Source organism: Brevibacillus sp. NPDC003359, from assembly GCF_042878995.1.
Classification (GTDB): Bacteria; Bacillota; Bacilli; order Brevibacillales; family Brevibacillaceae; genus Brevibacillus.
In genome coordinates, this window is record NZ_JBIAOR010000001.1 from 435030 (window position 1) to 453684 (window position 18655).

19 protein-coding genes and 3 tRNA genes are annotated in these 18655 nt (G+C 48.1%); 21 read left to right on the forward strand and 1 reads right to left on the reverse strand.

The genetic code is table 11. From position 1 onward, the window contains the following. Positions 1-10 precede the first annotated feature (10 nt). The 6 genes from ACFYU8_RS02080 (at position 11) to ACFYU8_RS02105 (ending at position 5981) form a co-directional block, all read left to right on the forward strand. Positions 11-847: an energy-coupling factor transporter transmembrane component T family protein gene (locus tag ACFYU8_RS02080; protein WP_390296289.1), complete on the forward strand. Its 837-nt coding sequence runs from the start codon at positions 11-13 to the stop codon at positions 845-847. A gap of 66 nt (positions 848-913) precedes the next feature. After that, positions 914-1471, forward strand: coding sequence for an ECF transporter S component (locus ACFYU8_RS02085; protein ID WP_390296287.1), 558 nt, complete (start codon positions 914-916; stop codon positions 1469-1471). Next, a complete protein-coding gene (locus tag ACFYU8_RS02090) occupies positions 1471-2433 on the forward strand; it encodes a P1 family peptidase (RefSeq protein WP_390296285.1) in 963 nt (320 codons plus the stop codon). The genes ACFYU8_RS02085 and ACFYU8_RS02090 overlap by 1 nt, the downstream gene beginning before the upstream one ends. Before the next feature lie 37 nt (positions 2434-2470). Further along, a complete protein-coding gene (locus ACFYU8_RS02095; protein WP_390296283.1) occupies positions 2471-3688 on the forward strand; it encodes a M20 family metallopeptidase in 1218 nt (405 codons plus the stop codon). A gap of 143 nt (positions 3689-3831) precedes the next feature. Continuing rightward, positions 3832-5619, forward strand: a complete 1788-nt coding sequence (locus ACFYU8_RS02100; RefSeq protein WP_390296281.1) for a M3 family oligoendopeptidase — start codon at positions 3832-3834, stop codon at positions 5617-5619. Positions 5620-5741: 122 nt separating this feature from the next. Next, positions 5742-5981 carry a hypothetical protein gene (locus ACFYU8_RS02105; RefSeq protein WP_106837426.1) on the forward strand — a complete coding sequence of 80 codons (240 nt, stop codon included), beginning with the start codon at positions 5742-5744 and terminating at the stop codon, positions 5979-5981. Positions 5982-6059: 78 nt separating this feature from the next. On the opposite strand, the gene ACFYU8_RS02110 is transcribed toward ACFYU8_RS02105, so the two are convergent. Then, positions 6060-6968 (reverse strand): C40 family peptidase, encoded by a 909-nt coding sequence (locus ACFYU8_RS02110; protein WP_390296279.1) that lies wholly within the window; start codon positions 6966-6968, stop codon positions 6060-6062. Positions 6969-7144: 176 nt separating this feature from the next. Here ACFYU8_RS02110 and ACFYU8_RS02115 point away from each other — a divergent pair. From ACFYU8_RS02115 to ACFYU8_RS02185, 15 genes are all read left to right on the forward strand, one after another. Continuing rightward, positions 7145-7221: transfer RNA gene (locus tag ACFYU8_RS02115), tRNA-Asp, on the forward strand. A gap of 43 nt (positions 7222-7264) precedes the next feature. Beyond that, positions 7265-7340: transfer RNA gene (locus ACFYU8_RS02120), tRNA-Thr, on the forward strand. Positions 7341-7348: 8 nt separating this feature from the next. Beyond that, positions 7349-7435 (forward strand) — tRNA-Leu (locus tag ACFYU8_RS02125). Positions 7436-7661: 226 nt separating this feature from the next. Further along, on the forward strand, positions 7662-8708 hold the full coding sequence (locus ACFYU8_RS02130) for an NAD(P)/FAD-dependent oxidoreductase (protein WP_390296277.1): 1047 nt from the start codon (positions 7662-7664) through the stop codon (positions 8706-8708). 156 nt (positions 8709-8864) lie between these two features. Beyond that, entirely contained in the window at positions 8865-9494 is a 630-nt protein-coding gene (locus tag ACFYU8_RS02135; RefSeq protein WP_390296275.1) for a VanW family protein, read from the forward strand. Positions 9495-9626: 132 nt separating this feature from the next. After that, positions 9627-10172 carry a hypothetical protein gene (locus tag ACFYU8_RS02140; RefSeq protein ID WP_390296273.1) on the forward strand — a complete coding sequence of 182 codons (546 nt, stop codon included), beginning with the start codon at positions 9627-9629 and terminating at the stop codon, positions 10170-10172. A 63-nt stretch (positions 10173-10235) separates the two neighbouring features. Continuing rightward, positions 10236-10862: a fumarylacetoacetate hydrolase family protein gene (locus ACFYU8_RS02145; protein WP_390296271.1), complete on the forward strand. Its 627-nt coding sequence runs from the start codon at positions 10236-10238 to the stop codon at positions 10860-10862. A 335-nt stretch (positions 10863-11197) separates the two neighbouring features. Beyond that, a complete protein-coding gene (locus ACFYU8_RS02150) occupies positions 11198-12100 on the forward strand; it encodes a C40 family peptidase (protein ID WP_390296269.1) in 903 nt (300 codons plus the stop codon). Between the two features lie 205 nt (positions 12101-12305). Further along, entirely contained in the window at positions 12306-12911 is a 606-nt protein-coding gene (locus ACFYU8_RS02155; protein ID WP_390296267.1) for a TetR/AcrR family transcriptional regulator, read from the forward strand. A 33-nt stretch (positions 12912-12944) separates the two neighbouring features. After that, on the forward strand, positions 12945-14456 hold the full coding sequence (locus tag ACFYU8_RS02160; protein WP_390296265.1) for an o-succinylbenzoate--CoA ligase: 1512 nt from the start codon (positions 12945-12947) through the stop codon (positions 14454-14456). A gap of 10 nt (positions 14457-14466) precedes the next feature. Next, positions 14467-14883, forward strand: coding sequence for a MaoC family dehydratase (locus ACFYU8_RS02165; RefSeq protein ID WP_390296263.1), 417 nt, complete (start codon positions 14467-14469; stop codon positions 14881-14883). Then, positions 14880-15926 carry a 3-oxoacyl-ACP synthase gene (locus ACFYU8_RS02170; protein ID WP_390296261.1) on the forward strand — a complete coding sequence of 349 codons (1047 nt, stop codon included), beginning with the start codon at positions 14880-14882 and terminating at the stop codon, positions 15924-15926. The genes ACFYU8_RS02165 and ACFYU8_RS02170 overlap by 4 nt, the downstream gene beginning before the upstream one ends. Before the next feature lie 67 nt (positions 15927-15993). Beyond that, positions 15994-17163, forward strand: a complete 1170-nt coding sequence (locus tag ACFYU8_RS02175; RefSeq protein ID WP_390297363.1) for a substrate-binding domain-containing protein — start codon at positions 15994-15996, stop codon at positions 17161-17163. A gap of 12 nt (positions 17164-17175) precedes the next feature. Continuing rightward, positions 17176-17946: an ABC transporter ATP-binding protein gene (locus tag ACFYU8_RS02180; RefSeq protein WP_390296259.1), complete on the forward strand. Its 771-nt coding sequence runs from the start codon at positions 17176-17178 to the stop codon at positions 17944-17946. After that, positions 17930-18631, forward strand: coding sequence for an ABC transporter ATP-binding protein (locus ACFYU8_RS02185; RefSeq protein ID WP_390296257.1), 702 nt, complete (start codon positions 17930-17932; stop codon positions 18629-18631). The genes ACFYU8_RS02180 and ACFYU8_RS02185 overlap by 17 nt, the downstream gene beginning before the upstream one ends. The last annotated feature ends 24 nt before the right edge of the window (positions 18632-18655 follow it).

An 18655-nucleotide genomic window follows, 5' to 3' on the forward strand; every position in this document is an offset into this window, starting at 1 on the left:
GGGGGTCCACATGTCAGCAGAATTTGAATTGACGCGTAATATTACCATCGGTCAATATTTACCCACTGCTTCGGTCGTTCATCGTCTCGATCCTCGTTTCAAGCTTGGTGCTTTTGTCATCCTCATTTTAGCGATTGCCATCTGCGATACATACGTGGGTAACCTGTTTGCTTTAGCCATTTGTATCTGGATGTTTCAAATTTCGAAAATCCCCTTGCATTACGGCATATCCGGGATCAAGCCCGCTATTCCCTTTATCATTATTTTGGGAATTATGCAGTTGCTTTTTTACGGGGAGGTTGTCAATGGAGGGACCGTTTATTTGAAATACGGCTTCATCACGATTACGAGTGAGAGTGTACGCCTGGTTATCGTGTCTGCCATGCGATTTGTAGAAGTGATCTTCTTATCGAGTGTCCTCACGCTCAGCACTTCTACGACGGAACTCACGCACGGGATGGAGCGACTGCTGGGGCCTTTGGAAAAAGTAAAGTTTCCGGTTCATGCGTTTGCCTTGATCATCACGATTGCTGTGCGCTTTGTCCCTACCTTTGCGATGGAGATGGAAAAAATGATGAAAGCCCAAGCATCCCGTGGAGCAGATTTCGGTACAGGAGAATGGTGGCGGATTATCCAGCGAACAAAAGACATGTTTCCGATCATCATCCCACTGTTTAATGTCGCGCTCTCCAGAGCAGAGGATTTGATTTTGGCAATGGAAGCCAGATGCTACACACCAGGAGCAGCCCGGACCAGATATACCCAATACAAGGCAGTAGGAAAAGATTACGCCGCGTTGATCGCAAGCATTGTCATTTCAGCTGTCATGCTCGCCATACCATGGTAAGGGAGACTAGCGGGAACTCGCCCGAGTAGGGCATTCCACATAAAACTCGTAAAAGGAGGAGTATGCATGGAAAAAGGCTTGACCGTTCGCAAGATTGTCATTGCAGGCGTTCTGGGTGCGATAGCTATTTTGCTCGGGGTGACACGTCTTGGCTACATTCCGGTTCCGACAGCAGCGGGTAATGCCACCATTATGCACATCCCAGCTGTTATCGGGGGCATTATGGAGGGTTGGGGCGTTGGTATGATCATTGGCCTTATATTTGGAGTCTCTTCTTTCTTAAATGCCACCGTTCCGCTGTTTAAAGATCCTCTTGTAGCCATCCTGCCACGTTTGTTCATCGGAGTGACTGCTTACTTGACCTATGTCGGATTGAAAAACGTCAATCAGTACTTGGCGATTGGCGCAGCTGGCTTTATTGGGGCGATGACAAACACGATCCTGGTACTGGGCATGGCCGTCATTCGAGGATACATGACGCTCGGTGTAGCGGCAACCGTCGCCATAACGAACGGTTTGCCAGAAGCAATTGTTTCTGTCATTGTTACATTGGCTGTTGTTGCAGCTTGGAAGAAATTGGGCTCAGCAGGCAGGCAAAAATCAAAAATTTCAGGAGACTTATAATGACCGGAACGATTGTTGACGTACCCGGCGTTCTCGTCGGGCATGCACAAAACGAAGAAACATTGACAGGATGCAGTGTGATTGTGCTGGAAAAGCCGTCTGTTTGCGGTGTGGATGTCCGGGGTTCTGCCCCGGGCACCCGCGAGACGGACCTCTTGGACCCTGTCAATCTGGTGAGTGTCGTCCATGCGATTTGCCTTTCAGGCGGCAGCGCATACGGTTTGGATGCTGCTACGGGTGTCATGCAGTATTTAGAGGAACAAGGCACCGGACTGGATGTTGGCTATGGTGTCGTTCCCATCGTTCCTGCGGCAGTCTTGTTCGACTTGGCTGTTGGCGACTTTCGGGTTCGTCCGGATCTTCAAATGGGCTATGAGGCAGCACAGGTATCGAGCCGTGAGGCGGTGGCGCAAGGAAATGTCGGTGCGGGTACAGGTGCGTCAGTAGGTAAGCTGAATGGATTTGGGAATGCGATGAAGAGTGGGTTGGGCACAGCTTCCATGACATTACCCAATGGACTAGTCGTAGGCGCTATCGTCGCGGTAAATGCGGTAGGCCATGTCGTAGATCCGCAGTCAGGGACGATCCTCGCCGGGCCGAGAGATGAGCAGGGAACCATTCGGGATAGCGTGGATATCATGCGCCAGCAAGCTTTTTCCCCAATCCCTCCAGGTACGAACACGACGATTGCTATAGTAGCGAGCAATGCCCGCTTGTCCAAAGCGGAAGCAAACAAAGTAGCGCAAATGGCTCACGATGGACTCGCCCGTACGATCCGGCCGATCCACACGATGTACGATGGCGATACGATTTTTGCAGTGGCAACAGGTGATGTAGATACGAGTGTAGACTTGGTTGGCACGTTGTCCGCGGATGTGCTAGCAGAAGCCGTCATACAAGCGGTTAAGCACGCAGAGGAAGCAGGGGGACTGCCATCTTATCGCAGTTATTTACAGGAATAGGTGTAACATAATTGGATGCAGAGGAGAGGATTGTCGGATGAATCAGGTGATATCCTTTGTTGACGAGCAGGAAGTTGTGCGCCTAACGCAGGAGCTAGTAAGAATTCCAAGTGTGTTTCGCCCCGATCAGCCAGGAGCGAATGAAGAGCGAGTCGCGCTATTTCTCGCCGATTATCTTCGTAACATGGGGTTACAGGTCTTCTATGAAGAGGTTGTTCCAGGCAGACCGAACGTCATCGCTTTTTACGATTCGGGCAGGCCTGGCAAAACGCTTCTGTTCGAAGCCCATACAGATGTCGTAACAGAAGGGGACCGGAATGCTTGGAGCTACGACCCTTTTGGCGGGACAATATCTGGTGGACGTATCTACGGGCGTGGCTCCTGTGACACAAAAGGAAATCTGGCTGCCGCGATATGTGCCGTCAAAGCCATTCAACGATCCAAACAGTCTTTTACAGGAAAAATCCTCCTGTGCATCCCTTGCGATGAGGAGAGCATGATGATCGGGATCAAAGATTTCATCCGTCGCGGCTGGGCCAACAATGTCGATGCGGCAATCATCTGTGAACCGGAAGAAAATCAGCTCTGCATCACGCAAAAAGGAGCCATGCGAGCGATTCTTCGTACGTTTGGCAAGATGGCGCATGGAGCCATGCCACTGACTGGAATCAATCCGAACACAAGGATGGCACGTGCCATTGTGGCATTAGAGGAGCTAGAGCGCAAGGAAATGGCTCGTCTGGGACAGCATCCGATGCTAGGGTGGCCGAGTATCACTCCGACGATTTTGCAAGCTCCGGTCAAAGGAGACGCCCAAATCAACGTCGTCCCAGATCAATGTATGACCACACTTGATATTCGCACGGTACCAGGGCAGGACCACCAAGAGCTGTACAAAGAAATCATGGACATTTTAGATGAATTAAGCAAAGAAGATGACAAGTTCAAAGCCACTCTGGAAGTAATTGAAGAGCGTCCCTGGACTTTGACTGGCATGAAGGAAGAAGTCGTGACTGCCGCCGCAAGCGCCTATCGAGAAATCACGAAAAAAGAACCCGTATATAATGGCGTCCCAGGAGCCACAGATGGAACCTTCCTGCACAAGGCCGGCATTCCGATTTTGACGACAGGCGCAGGCGATCGCCACATCCCTCACCATGCAGATGAGTATGTAGCTATTGACCAGTTGGTGGAATCCACCCAGCTTTTTGCCTTGTCTGCCTTAACGTTTTTGACCCAGCCCGTGCGAGCTTGATCACCTACAAAAGAACTCTGCTTACACTAGCGGCAGAGTCTTTTTATTCTCACAAAAGAAGTTTTCTTAGTAAAAACTTGCAGAATCCATCTGAATTTTTTTACAATAGGTTTGTTACATAAGCGAAAAGGAGGCACGTGCCCATGAATATGCGCTGGAATTTGGACGTTTTGTATTCCTCGTTTGATGCGCCCGAATGGAAACAAGATTGGGAGAAGTTAGTAGGTGAAATGGAAGAGATCAAAAGCTGGGCAGTGCAAAACTTGCAATCTTCAGAAGATGCAGTAGCGAAGATGGAGACATACATAACGATGATGACCTCCGTTTTGCAAACGCAGTTCCGCTTGTACGCCTACGGAGAGCTGACTGCCAGCGTCGATGCCAAGAATGAAGTAGCATTGCTCGCGATTGAAAAAGTACAGAATCAGGCAGTTGAGTTGGTTGAACCAGGCGTACAGTTCCAGAAGTGGCTAGGAACGTTGAGTAACCTGGCCGAGTTGATTAGCCAATCGGAGCTGTTAGAGACACATCGCTTTATGTTGACAGAAATGTCAGACAAGAGCAAATACATGCTCAGCGAAAAAGAAGAAATCATCTTGGCAAAGATGAAAAATACAGGTTCAAATGCATGGACAAAGCTCCATGAAATGCTGACTTCCACATTGCTTGTAGATATTACAATCGATGGGGAGCACAAACAGCTTCCATTGCCAGTCGTGCGGAACATGGCGAACGAAAAAGACCCGCAGCTTCGCAAAACGGCATACGAGGCGGAGCTTGCCGCTTACAAAAAAATCGATGAAGCTGCTGCTGCCAGCTTAAATGGTATCAAGGGCGAGGTTATTACGGTAGCGAAGCTCAGAGGCTATGAATCGCCGCTGGATAAGACGTTGCAAGACTCCCGCATGGACCGCGAGACGCTCGAAGCGATGCTTCAGGCGATGCGTGAGAGCCTGCCATCCTTCCATAAATACTTCCGTACAAAGGCTCAGTTGCTCGGCCATGAGAGCGCTCAGTTGCCGTTTTACGATTTGTTTGCGCCAGTTGGCGAGGCAGACATGCGGTTCTCATATGAGGAATCCCGTGACTTCATCGTGAAGCACTTTGGTAGCTTTAGCGAAAAGCTCGCCAACTATGCAGCACGAGCTTATGACGATCAGTGGATAGATGCTGAGATTCGTGAAGGCAAGCGTGGAGGGGCATTCTGCTACAACCTGCACATCGTAGGTGAGAGCAGAATTATGTCCAACTACACAGGTAGCTACAACGACGTGAGTACAATGGCACATGAATTGGGACATGGCTACCACGGAGAATGTCTTGTAGACGAAGCATTCTTGAATAGCGAATATCCGATGCCAATCGCAGAAACCGCGTCCATTTTGTGCGAAACCATCATTGCCAATGCGGCGCTTGAACAAGCGACTTCGGAAGAAGCATTTGCGATTTTGGAAAACGATATTAGCGGAGCGAGTCAAGTGATTGTCGATATTTATAGCCGTTACTTGTTCGAGACCGCAGTATTTGAGCGCAGAACAGAAGGTGGCTTGTCTGTTTCCACTCTGAAAGAACTGATGCTGCAAGCGCAAAAGGACGCTTACGGAGATGGTTTGGATCCGGCAGCTCTACACCCGTACATGTGGGTATGCAAACCGCACTATTATAGCGCGGATTACAATTTCTACAACTTCCCGTATGCTTTTGGGCTCCTGTTCGCGAAAGGCTTGTACGCAGAGTATCTCAAACGCGGGGAAGCATTTGTTGAGCAGTACGACAAGCTCTTATCCGTAACGGGCAAAATGAGCGTTGCAGATGTAGCAGCGATCATGGATGTTGATGTACGTTCAGTTGATTTCTGGCGTAATTCACTTTCTTTGGTTGCAAAAGATATCGACAAATTCGTTGAGCTCTCATCTGCTCGCTTGAACTAAATGAGAAGAACGTCCGCTATATGTCTTTGGCGGACTTTTTTTATTCATGACGCAAAGCGTTTTTGTGCGCATAGGGAACAGGAGGGAAGGAGAAAGTAAGAAAAAACAGATGAGGTGATAACGTGGTAAACGGATTGCAGTTACTCGACCTACTACGGGAAACGGAGAACAAGATGCTGCATTTACATAGAGCCATCGACAGAGTAAGCAGCGAGCCTGATTTCAAGGAGTCTGTCAGTGTTCTTACCGTAGTCGTTCGTGATTACCAGCTTCAGCTCGACAAAATGAAACAAGCATTAGGTAAAATCGAAATCGGGGGGCAACAACAGCAACAGCAGGCCCATAATACCGAAATGCACTAAGTGAGAGAACAACAAACAGCCCTCGAACTGCTGTAAAAAGCAGATAGGGCTGTTTGTTTGCTTTATGGGTGGGAAAGCTTACTGGAAATTAGCGTAACGCTTAACTCCGTAAAACGGGTAGAGCTTATGCATGTATTCGACTTTGCCAAAGCGAACATCTTCGCCATTTGCATGCACGATCGCCCCATTGCCCAAATAGATCGCTACGTGAGACACGCGTCCTTTTCCAAGCGAATCGTAGAACAAGAGGTCACCAGGCTGTGCTTGATCGAGGGAAACTTCTTGACCGCCACGGAATTGATCTTCAGAAGTGCGCGGAAGTGTAACCCCAAGTTGTTCAAAAACGTATGAAGTAAAGCCACTACAATCAAAGCCATTCGGTGTAGTTCCACCTAAGACGTATGGTGTATTTAGCAAAGGCTCAAAAATTTCCGTCATTCGGCCCAGATCTTCTGCATTTACCTCGGCAGGTAGCGAAACCGCAGATGTAAGATTTGGACTTAGGAACTCTGTAGCAACGTATGCTTCACTATCTTCGAATTCGATTTTCGTCCATTCACTGCCTGTTTCTACGACTTCTACAATCGAACCGAATCTCAGCTTGCCTAACACTTTTTCATCAGTCGATGGCTTTTTACGCACATTCAGCACGTCGCCAGTGACGCGGGCTTTTTCACCAGCGGTTAGTTCTTTAGGCTCGGTGGTAGCGTTATCATCCTGATTGACAGCTACATCGGAAGGACTGTCAGGCGTAATAGAACCAGAATTGTTTGCCCCATGAATAGACAAAGTTTGTCCAATTGACAATCTATCATCATTCAATTGGTTCCATTGAATGATTTGATCCACTGTTACCTGATGCTCGCGAGCGATCTTGCTCAACGTATCACCTGCTGATACCACATACGCCGATGAGGAAGCATGGGCAGCAGTAGGCAGCAGAGTGAAGAGGGCGAGGAAGGTGAGTAGCCTCGAAGTCTTTTTCATGTCATCGTCTCCACCAATCTACTAAAATCTGCATATCTATCTAAAATTCTATCGGATTTTGGTTGGTAAATCTATGAAAAAATAATCTTTTATTTTATTTTTTAAAAACTATTGCATTACGAGATATGATCGTGCTATATTACAGAAGTCAAAGCAAGATGGAGACAAAATCACATGGAGCTGTGGTGAAGTTGGAGTTCACGCCGGTCTGTCACACCGGAGGTCGCGGGTTCGAGTCCCGTCAGCTCCGCCATTCTTTCACTAGAATGTGCGAATTACATAGTTTCTCGTAATGTGCCGGTATAGCTCAATTGGTAGAGCACCTGACTTGTAATCAGGGGGTTGTGGGTTCAAGTCCTATTGCCGGCACCATTTTTTATGCGGTCGTGGCGGAATTGGCAGACGCGCTAGATTCAGGTTCTAGTGGTGGCAACACCGTGGAGGTTCAAGTCCTCTCGACCGCACCATATTGCAAACAACAGGTTCGTAAATTGGCTGATGAAGCTATTTACGGACCTTTTTATTTTTTCTTGAACGTTTGTCGCTTTATTACAGTTCAAGCGGGAAAGTTTCTCATTGATTGTTGAATCCTCCTCTATTTTCCATTACAATCACATTGTGATAATGAATCTCATTTTCATTAATGATTTTGATGATTCATAAACAAACAGGAAAGACAGTGGAGGGGTAGTTGTGGGAGTACAGTTGGAGCTGTTTGATGTAACCATTATTGGCGGTGGCCCTGCGGGGATGTACGCTGCTTTTTATAGCGGAATGCGCGATATGAAGACAAAACTCATTGAAGCGAAAGAAGAGCTCGGCGGACGAATGTTGATCTATCCAGAAAAAATGATCTGGGATGTAGGCGGCGTACCACCACAGCTATGCGAAAAGCTGGTTGCCAATCTGGTGCAACAAGCGAAGACATTTGATCCGACCATCGTGCTAGGAGAGGCGATTATTGGACTAGAGCCACAAGAAGATGGCACGTACATACTCGTTGCAAAATCGGGGAGACGGCATTGGACCCGCACGATCATACTGGCTTTGGGTCGCGGTATTTTGAAAATGGCAAAGTTGGAGATCGAGGGAGCCGAGCGCTACGAGGTGACAAATCTTCATTATACGGTGCAGGAACTGGAGCCATTCCGTGGTAAGCACGTCCTCATCTCAGGGGGCGGGGACTCCGCGATCGATTGGGCAAACGAACTGGTGCAAATCGCAGCATCCGTAACCGTCGTGCATCGCCGTGATGTTTTTGGTGGGCATGAGCGGAATGTGAAGCGAATGAAAGAGTCATCTGCGAAGATCCGCACTCCGTATGCGGTCACGCAATTGCAAAGCTCAGACAAAGAAACGATCGATAAAGTGACGATACGTCATCTGGAGACGGACGAGATAGAGCAAATCGATGTCGACGCCATCATCGTCAATCACGGATTGAAGGCCGATTTCACAGGGATTAAAGAGTGGGGCTTGGACATGGATGAGTGGAACGTGTTTGTCAGTCCTCGTCTGGCAACGAATCTGCCTGGGATTTTTGCGGCGGGAGATTTTGCGAGCTTTGACAGCAAGATTACGCTGATCGCAGGAGCATTCACAGATGCGGCCGTAGCCGTTAACAGCGCCAAATTGCACATAGACCCGGTAGCAGACCGGATGGCGTATGTTTCTTCCCATAACCAACGCTTTAAAGAAAAGAACAAAGCCCTTGGGATTATCGATGAGGATGACGAGTAAAATCGCAGTACGAAAAAGCCCAACATTTGCAGGTTGATAGTCGCTTTTCCCATACGGTACATTGTTAGAGACAAGGTATACGAACAATGACTAGAAATATAAATACGGGAGCTTGCGTCAGTATAACGATCAACAAATGTGGGAGAGGAAGTAGAAATGAAGAAAGTTCGGCATTGGCCGATCAGTATGGTAACAGTGGCCCTTGTGTTCTCACTCGGTATGAACTACGCGCCTGAGCGTGCAATGGCGTTACAATTAGATCCGTTATCTCCTGCTATAGAGTGGCAGGCAAATTTGCAGGAAAAGTATGTGGAGAAGATGGACCTCAAGGAAGATGAGGTTCTCGGCCTTTATTACTCTTCGATGAAAGACAGCACCGATGCGCGTAAGCATAACATCAAGCAAGCATTGAGCAAGATTCATAATGAAAAAATCAAACCACAACAAGTGTTTTCTTTCAATGAAGAAGTGGGCAATTCGAATTTGCCCGAGGATGGTTGGCAAAAGGCCGGGGTTATTCAGAAGGGCCAACTCGTCGATGACTATGGAGGCGGGATATGTCAGGTTTCCAGCACGCTTTACAATGCAACTGCTGAAGCGGGGATGATCATGGTGGAACGACATAACCACAGTAAATCAGTGGGGTACGTGCCCGTTGGTCAAGATGCCACAGTAGCTTATGGCTATATGGATTTCAAATTTACCAATTTGTATGATTTCCCTGTGAAAATCAAAGCAAAATCATACGATGACGAACAAGTTGTGATTGCGATCATACGTGCGTAGCTTGAAGGAATAAAGGGGGCATCCTATGGATGAACCCTGTTTTTTTCGATATTTATACAGGAAAAAAATGGATGATCATTTGGTTTTGAGTCATGCATTGCTGACCATACTGTTTTAGAGGGAGGTGCCGTGATGTTCGTTCAGGTGATAGGTGATTCACACAATCAAGAGGTTCTCGCCATGGGAGAACGGTTAGATCGACAGCAGGATGGTTGCTATCTTTTGCCTGGGAGACTCGTCCACGCATTGAAGCCACAGGATTTGCCGGTAGGAATCCCATTCAAGCTCGCGGGTGCGCTGCCCTCTGGCTACGGGTTTTATCGGGAGGACTCTGTAGTTTTTCGCCGAATGAATGAAATTCCTTCCCTGTGGATTGATGTCACTTCTACATATATGGTTGCTGAATGGGATGGATTGTTCTCGGTTGAAGCGACAGTTGCAGCCCGAAAGCATGTCGTGGAACAACAGCAGCAGTTTGCCTTTGTCCTTTCCGAAACGACAGAGCAGCAAGTGATTTTCCATTACGAATTTTCCTGGAGCTCTGAACAAGAGATGGATCTGGAGAGTGCATTGGAGTCGATTTGTGATACCGTTATTGAAGTAGAAGCACGAGGGAATGCCCGTCTTTGGCCTGGCTATGGGAACTGCATGGACGATGACGTAGAAGACAAGCTGTAATGCGCCATCCAGCCATGATATAGTGAAAAAGAGACAGCAGCCAAAGGAGAGGGAGAGGACAAAATGGAGTCAGTCAAAAATATTTACTGTGTCGGTCGCAACTATCGATTGCATGCGGCGGAGTTAGGGAATGATGTGCCAACCAAGCCAATGATCTTTATGAAACCAACGCATGCGCTGGCCAAAACAACCGGAGAAACCATTGAACTTCCGGGTTCCCGAGGAGAGCTCCATTATGAGGCAGAGCTCGTGATTCACATCGCGAGACCGTATGAGGCGGGAGCTACGCTTGACGAGATGATTGACCAAATAGCACTTGGCATTGACTTTACTTTACGGGATGTTCAGAGTGAGCTGAAGAAAGCAGGGCATCCATGGTTGTTGGCAAAAGGGTTTAAAAATTCAGCGATTTTGACTCCGTTTCATCCTTTCTCAGGTATGGAGAAGCTGCACCAAAACGATTTCTCCTTGCTGAAAAATGAAGAGCAAGTACAGCGCGGCAATTTGCGTGATGTCATTTTTGATTTGGAAACAATGATGGCTTATATTTCCGAACATGTTGGATTGGATAAAGGGGATATCATTTACACAGGTACACCAGCGGGGGTAGGACCAGTTTCGGATGGAGATGTGCTGACTCTCAAGTGGGGAGAAGAGACTTGGGGGCAGTTTACGGTTAATATGAAATAGGTACAAAGAGAAAACCATCTTCTGACAGAAACATGCAGAAGATGGTTTTTGTATGGGGTCAGGGTCTTCGTTCAAAGAGAAACAATCGTACGGGAAGCCGTTCAAAATGCCGTTTTTTTGCTTAGAAAACCATCTTTGAAACCGTTTTGTAACCTTTGTGGTTCCATGGAACTAAGAAGTAGTAACCGCCTACTTTGCACCCAGTTTTCTCACTAGTCCCATGCTACCAATTCCACTATTGGAAAATTTTACGGTCTTATCCTCCTGTTTCCTCTTGCGCTATTCTGTCCATGTACCCAAGACGGGTGCCACAACATGGCAAGGAGGAAAAGAAAGTGACGAAACGAGATTGGGTAATGAAGTCAACAGTAGCAGTCATGCTGAGTACGTCCCTGTTAATGGGTGGTCAAGTTGGAGAAGTGGCCGCTAAGACACAAGATTCAAAACAGTCAGAGGTTGCAAAAATTGCTACTTCTTTGATTGGGAAGGATTACGAGTACAAAGCAAAGGGACCGAAGCAATTCGGATCTGCAGAGCTGGCTACGTATGCGTACAAACAAGTAGGGATTTCCATCGGGAGCACAATCTCTAGCCTGTACAAGACTGGGAGTAAAGTATCCGAAAAAAGCGTGCAGCCAGGGGATTTGGTGTTCTTCGCCTCTAGCGGAAGCGGCAGCCCAACTTTTATGGGAATATACATAGGCAGTGATAAATTCGTCTATTCTTCGAAAGGAGAAGACGAAGTAGTTGTAAAAACATACTCGAAGTACAGTGACAAATTTGTAGGGGCTCGTCGTGTTATTGATAGCAATTCCTCAGGGAATACGCCTAGCAAGCCAGAACAGCCAGTAAGCAAAACTGCCGATCAGGTCATTAAAAATGGCGAAAAGTACTTGGGCACAAAATACAAATACGGGTCAAGCAGCAGTACGACCAGCACATTCGACTGCTCTTCCTTTACACAGCGCGTGTTTAAAGAAGCGGGCATTACCCTGCCGCGCGATTCCCGCCAGCAATCTACTGTGGGAAAATCTGTTTCCAAGAGCAATCTGCAAAAAGGTGATCTGATCTTTATGAAGGCCTCGGCAACAAGTTCTTCTGATCGGATTACACACGTAGCTATTTATGCAGGGAATGGGAAAATCCTGCACACGTACGGTAGTCCTGGTGTGACTTATTCCAAGTATGATGGAACAAACTGGGAAAAGCGCACAGTTAAAATCAAGCGCGTCATTTAAGCATCAAATCCATTTCAGCTCTCGTGCATTCGCATGGGAGCTTCTCTATTATATAGGACGCTTGTTCTCGCTGATCGTTTCGCGTCAATTTCTGCCAATCGTGCAAAGGGAATCATACCAATTTCCGATAGCTGAAAATGAGCAGCGGAAAATATATTGTAATATTTAGAATTATACATATAATAAAAACTGAGAGGTGATTCAGGTGTCAGAAAATAGTCAGCCTACCCCTGTTTTGACCAAGAAAGGACAGGAGACCCGCAAAAAAATACTGGATGCCGCAGAGCATGTGTTTGGCGAGCTGGGCTATTATGATGCGTCCATCGTCTTAATTACACAGCATGCACAGGTATCCCAAGGTACGTTTTACAATTATTTCGAGTCAAAGAAAGCGATCTATGATGAATTGATCAGGCAGCTTAGCAGAGAGCTTCGTTCGACGATTAAAGAAGCGATCATGGGAGCAACCACGCAAGAAGAGAATTTGCGCCTTGGATTTCTGGCCTTTTTTCGTTGGATCAAGCATCATCGCAACATGTATAGCATTATTCAACAGGCTGCACTCGTCGATCAGGAATTGTATCGCTGGTATTATGCCAAACTGGCAGCGGGGTACGTGCGAAGTCTGAAGACCGCCATGAACGAAGGTGCGTTTCGAGAGATGGATCATGAGACCTTGGCTTACTGTCTCATGTCAATCGGTCAATTCATCGGGATGCGTTGGGTTTACTGGGAAAATGAAGACGTACCGGAAGAGGTGCTTGAAACAGCTATGTCGATGATAATGAAAGGGATTGCAGCCAAGCCATAACCGATCCATTTTATAGGCAAAGGAGTAGAGTTCATGCACGGAATTGCTTATTGGATTGAAAAGCGAGCCCGAATCACTCCGACGCGGATCGCAGTAATTGCCAACGATCAATCACTTACTTATCAGCAGATGAATGAGCAGATCCAACGTCTTGCCAACTATTTTCGATATGAGCTACAGGTCAAAAAGGGGGATCGGATCGGCATCTTGTCCCAAAACAGTTTGGAGTATGTGCTTCTGTTGTTTGCCATCGCCAAACTCGGTGCGATTGCCGTCCCCTTTAATATCCGCTTGACCCCTGCTGAATTAGACTATCAGTTTGAGGATAGTGGTATCCGCGTGTTATGTGCCCAGCCCGAGTTCGCTGCCACTATCGAGCTGATCAAGGGGAAGGCCAGTATTGAGCATTTGATATGGCTGGAACCGGGAGAACTCCCTTGGAGCCAGTCATTCCAGTACAGTAGGACTGAGGCAGATGACGGCAGTGGAGATGATCCATACATCATTTGCTATACATCAGGAACGACAGGAAAGCCTAAGGGAGCAGTGCTCACCCAAGAAAATATGTTTTGGAACTCCGTACACAATGTAGCCGCGCTTGATCTCACATCAGAAGACTGCTCGATTGTCTTATTGCCACTCTTTCATATTGGGGGAATCGGGTTGTTTGCCTTCCCTACATGGCTTGCTGGCGGGCGCGTCGTTATTGCCGGGAAGTTCGACCCTGATAAAGCGATTCAACTCATCGAAACATACAGAGTCACCATCGTGATGGGTGTACCCGCCATCCATGAAGCCATTCGTCAAAGTCCCTTCTTTGCTACCACACCATTCGATTCCGTCCGTTGGTTCTACAACGGCGGCGCTCCATGCCCCATGGAACTCATCCAGCAATTTCAGGAGCGAGGCCTCCCTTTTGGACAAGGATACGGCCTGACAGAAACATCCCCCACCGTGTTTATGATTGCGAAGGAAGATGCAGAAAGAAAAGCAGGATCAATAGGCAAGCCCGTGATGTTTTGTGAAGTCCGCCTGATCTCGGATGACGGAAAAGACGTGGATCAGGGCGAAATCGGAGAATTGCTCGTCAAAGGTCCGAATGTGATGAAGGAATACTGGAACAGACCAGAAGAAACAGCTAAGACCATCCGGGATGGGTGGTTGTACACAGGTGATTTGGCACGTTTTGATGAAGAAGGGTTCGCCTATATCGTAGGCAGGCGCAAAGACATGATTATCTCTGGCGGAGAGAACATTTATCCGTTGGAGCTGGAACAGGTTATCGGCGAGCTGGATGGCATTCAGGAGGCCGCAGTCGTCGGTGTACCCGATGAAAAATGGGGAGAGGTCGCGAAGGCGTTTATCGTGCTAAAATCAGGTGCAGTCATCACGGAAGCACACATCAAAACGCACTGTGAGCAAAGACTGGCGAAGTATAAAATTCCGAAGTCGTTCGTGTTTTTAACCGAGCTGCCACGCAATGCAACAGGGAAAATCGTCAAGCAAGCCTTGACCAGATTGAAGACGGATTCCATTACACAATGAGGTGATTCGCATGGGGAGATTTGCAATAGGGGAGCAAGCATCTTTTAGCAGAACGATTACTGAAACAGATATCGTCCTATTTGCGGGAATGAGCGGGGATTACAATCCGGTGCACATCGACCAACAGTACGCAAAAGACACGCGGTTCGGCCAGCGTATCTCACATGGACTGTTGACGGCGAGCATGTTGTCCAGATTGCTCGGGATGCAGCTACCTGGCATCGGTTCCATTTACAAGGACCAGACCATTCAGTTTACCGCTCCCGTATTGATCGGAGACACGATTACCGCGACCGCTACTGTGCTGGAGTATCAGGAAGAGCGGGGCATGATCCGATTACTTACGGAATGCACGAATCAGCATGGAAAAGTAGTTCTGACAGGAACAGCGACAATGCTCGTACCGAGGGAAGGAGCGAAAGTATGAATCAGTTTGAAGCGAATACGATCCACGAGCAGACCATCGGCGTGGAAGCAACGTCCGTATTTTTTCCAGAGGGAGTAGAAACAGCAGAGCGATTGGCTGAAAAGACAGGAATACCCACACGTGTAATTATCGAAAAATTCGGTTTATACCAAAAGCATGTCGCAGATGACACCCTTCATGCATCCGACCTCGCTGTTCTCGCTGCGCAACAGCTGACCGACTCGGTGATCGATCCATCTGAGATTGATGTGATTATTTACTTCGGCAGTCCGTACAAAGATTACTATGTATGGTCTAGCGCACCAAAGATTACATACGAGCTAAAAGCGACAAACGCATACGGTTTCGAGATGATGAATGTCAGTTCGTGCTTTCCAATCGCTTTGAAGGTCGCCAAAGATATGCTGACGGCAGATGCATCCATCAAAAACATCTTGCTGGTTGCCGGCTGTAAAGAATCACAGATCGTCGATTACGACAATCCTCGCTCGCGCTTCATGTTTAATTTTGCAGATGGAGGGACAGCTGCTCTCGTAAAGCGTGGCGCTACAAAGAGCAGAATTCTCCACAGCTGTATCATTACCGATGGTTCTTTTCATGATGATGTAAGGGTACCCGCAGGCGGTTCGAAGCTACTACCTAGTCATGAAACGGTGGAAAACAGACTCCACTACATCGATGTGCCAAATCCGAGTGATATGAAAGAACGACTTGATCCCATCTCTATCCCGAACTTTGTCCATGTGGTAGAGCATGCATTGGCGAAAAGCAATCGTTCCTTGCGTGATTTGAAGCTGCTACTCCCTTTGCACACAAAGCGTTCGATGTTCTTGGAGCTGTTGGAATGTCTGCAACTTAGCGAGGAGCAGGCCGTCTATCTCGATCATTACGGGCATTTGTCGGCACTCGATCCATGTATTGGACTGCATGTCGCACAGCAAGAGGGACGCCTTGCCCCAGGGGATATTGTCGTAGCTGTCAGTGCTGGAACTGGATATACGTGGGCTGCAACCGTACTGGAATGGTTAGCCGAATCGCAATGAACATATTTATTTTCGAGGAGGAACTGGCGTGAAAAAAAGAGGATGGAAAATGTTGCTCCCGCTAGCGATGTCTGTCGTGCTTGCTGTTGGTTGCAGCCAAAATGAAAGCGCTTCATCTGGAGGCGGTAATACGATCAAGGTAGGCGTACTGGCTTCGCTTACGGGACCATTGGAGAGCTACGGCAAGCAGACGGCCAGAGGTTTTGAGCTCGGACTCGATTATGCAACAGAAGGCAAGCGAGAGATCGCTGGCAAAAAGATCGAGTTTGTCGTCGAGGATACGGAGACGAAACCGGATGTCGCCGTCCAAAAAGCGACGAAGCTCATGGAGACCGACAAGGTAGATTTTCTCGTAGGCTCCTCGAGTTCAGGCGATACGCTGGCGGTCCTTCCCCTGGCAGAAGAGTACAAAAAAATCATGGTCGTAGAACCGGCTGTAGCAGATAGCATCACCGGGAAAAACTGGAACAAATATATTTTCCGCACAGGTCGAAATTCTTCGCAGGACGCAGTTGCTGGTGCTGCGGCGATTGCTTCCAAAGGAACAAAGATCGCGACGATGGCCCAAGACAGCGCCTACGGCCGAGAAGGGATCGAGGCCTTTAAGACTGCTGCTGAAAAATTAGGGGCCGTCATTATCGAAGAACAATACGTGGATACGAACACGACTGATTTCACAGCCAACATCCAAAAAATCATCAGCGCCAAACCCGAGTATGTGTTCATCACGTGGGCAGGTTCGAACTCCCCGTGGAAACAGCTTCAAGATATGCAGGTCCAGCAAAAAGGCATCAAGGTGTCTACGGGAGCGCCTGATATCGCTGCATTGAAAACGATGGAGGCAATGATCGGGATGGAAGGTTTCTCAGTGTATTACCATTCGCTCCCGAAAACGAAAATGAACGACTGGCTCATCAATGAGCACAAGAAGCGTTTTAACGGCGAGATTCCGGACTTATTTACAGCAGGCGGGATGACGGCAGCAGTAGCAGTTGTGGAAGCGCTGAAAAAGACGAACGCCGATACAGATTCGGAGAAGTTGATTACGGCGATGGAAGGCATGACCTTTGATACGCCGAAGGGCACGATGCAGTTCCGGGTGGAGGACCATCAGGCACTGCAAACGTTGTACGCGATCAAGCTGGAGAAAAAAGACGGAGTTGATCATCCTGTTCCTGTACTCGTCCGGGAGATGACGATGGAAGAAACAGCACCACCTGTCAGGAACCAGAAGTAGAGGAGGTGTGTAATGAGTTACTTGTTGGAAACGGTTGACCTCAGCGTAGCATTCGGGGAGCAAACAGTCATTAACAAGGTATCGCTGCGCATACCGAAGCAGCGATTTACTTCAATCATCGGACCGAATGGAGCCGGAAAGACGACGTTGTTTAACCTGTTAAGCGGGCAGCTTACGCCATCGCAAGGAACAATCAAGTACAAGGGGCAAGATATTTCACACTTGCGCCCAGCAGCACGAACGAGATTGGGGATAGGCCGATCATTTCAACTGACGAATTTATTTCCGAAGCTGACGGTGCGGGAAAATATTCGATTGGCCGTGCAAGCCGCACAGGGAGTTCGGTTTCGCTTATGGATTTCCCAGGCAGATCAGATGCGACAGGCAGAGGAAGTAGAGCAGTTGCTGCATCTCGTATTGCTGGAGAAAAAGGCAAATGTTCTAGCCAGCCATTTGGCGCACGGGGAGAAAAGAAAGCTGGAGCTAGCCATGCTCCTCGGACTGCGTCCGGATGTGCTCTTACTCGACGAACCGACAGCTGGGATATCGTTGGAGGAAGTCCCAGCTGTATTGAAGGTGATCGAATCGATTAAGGAGAGCAATACGTGCACGATCATCCTAATCGAACACAAGATGGACATGGTCAAATCCCTCTCCGATCATATGGTCGTTCTGTTTCATGGAGAGCTATTGGCTGAGGGGACACCGACTGACATGATGCGAAATGAGCAGGTGCAGTCTGCCTACTTGGGAGGGTTGTATAAGCATGATGCTGCAACTTGATCAAATCGAAACGTACCTCGACCAGTTTCACATCTTGCAGGGTGTCTCGCTATCCGTGCAAGCAGGTAGTATCACCGTGCTGTTTGGACGAAACGGCGCGGGCAAAACAACGACGCTTCGCTCCATCATGGGGCTTGCCCCAATCCGTCATGGACAAATTCGCTATCGAGGAGAAGAAATCGGACACCTGCCGACTTACTCCATTGCGCGTAAAGGGATTGGCTATGTACCGGAGAATCAAGGGGTTTTTCATGATTTTACGGTAGAAGAGACGTTCCGCCTCGCCATGCAAAAAAATGACGACGAACAAAAAGAAAAGCTCGCGTGGATGCTGGATCTATTCCCTGACCTGCGTCATTACTGGAAAAAGAAGAGTGGGCACTTAAGTGGAGGTCAAAAGCAAATGCTGGCGATTGCTCGTGCTTATGTGAACAGCAACGGACTCTTGTTAATTGACGAGCCGAGCAAGGGACTGGCGCCCATCATGGTTGAAAAGCTTATGTTCCACATCGAATCGATGAAGCAGAAAACGACCGTACTCTTAGTCGAACAAAACTTTATGATGGCGAGCATGATCGGCGAGCAGTATTACTTGATGGATGAAGGGAAAATTGTCCGCGGTGGCGCGATGCAGGAGTTGAAGGATGATGCAGATACGCGACAAAAATATTTGGGCATTGCCTGAGCGTATAACAGGGAGGGAGGGGAT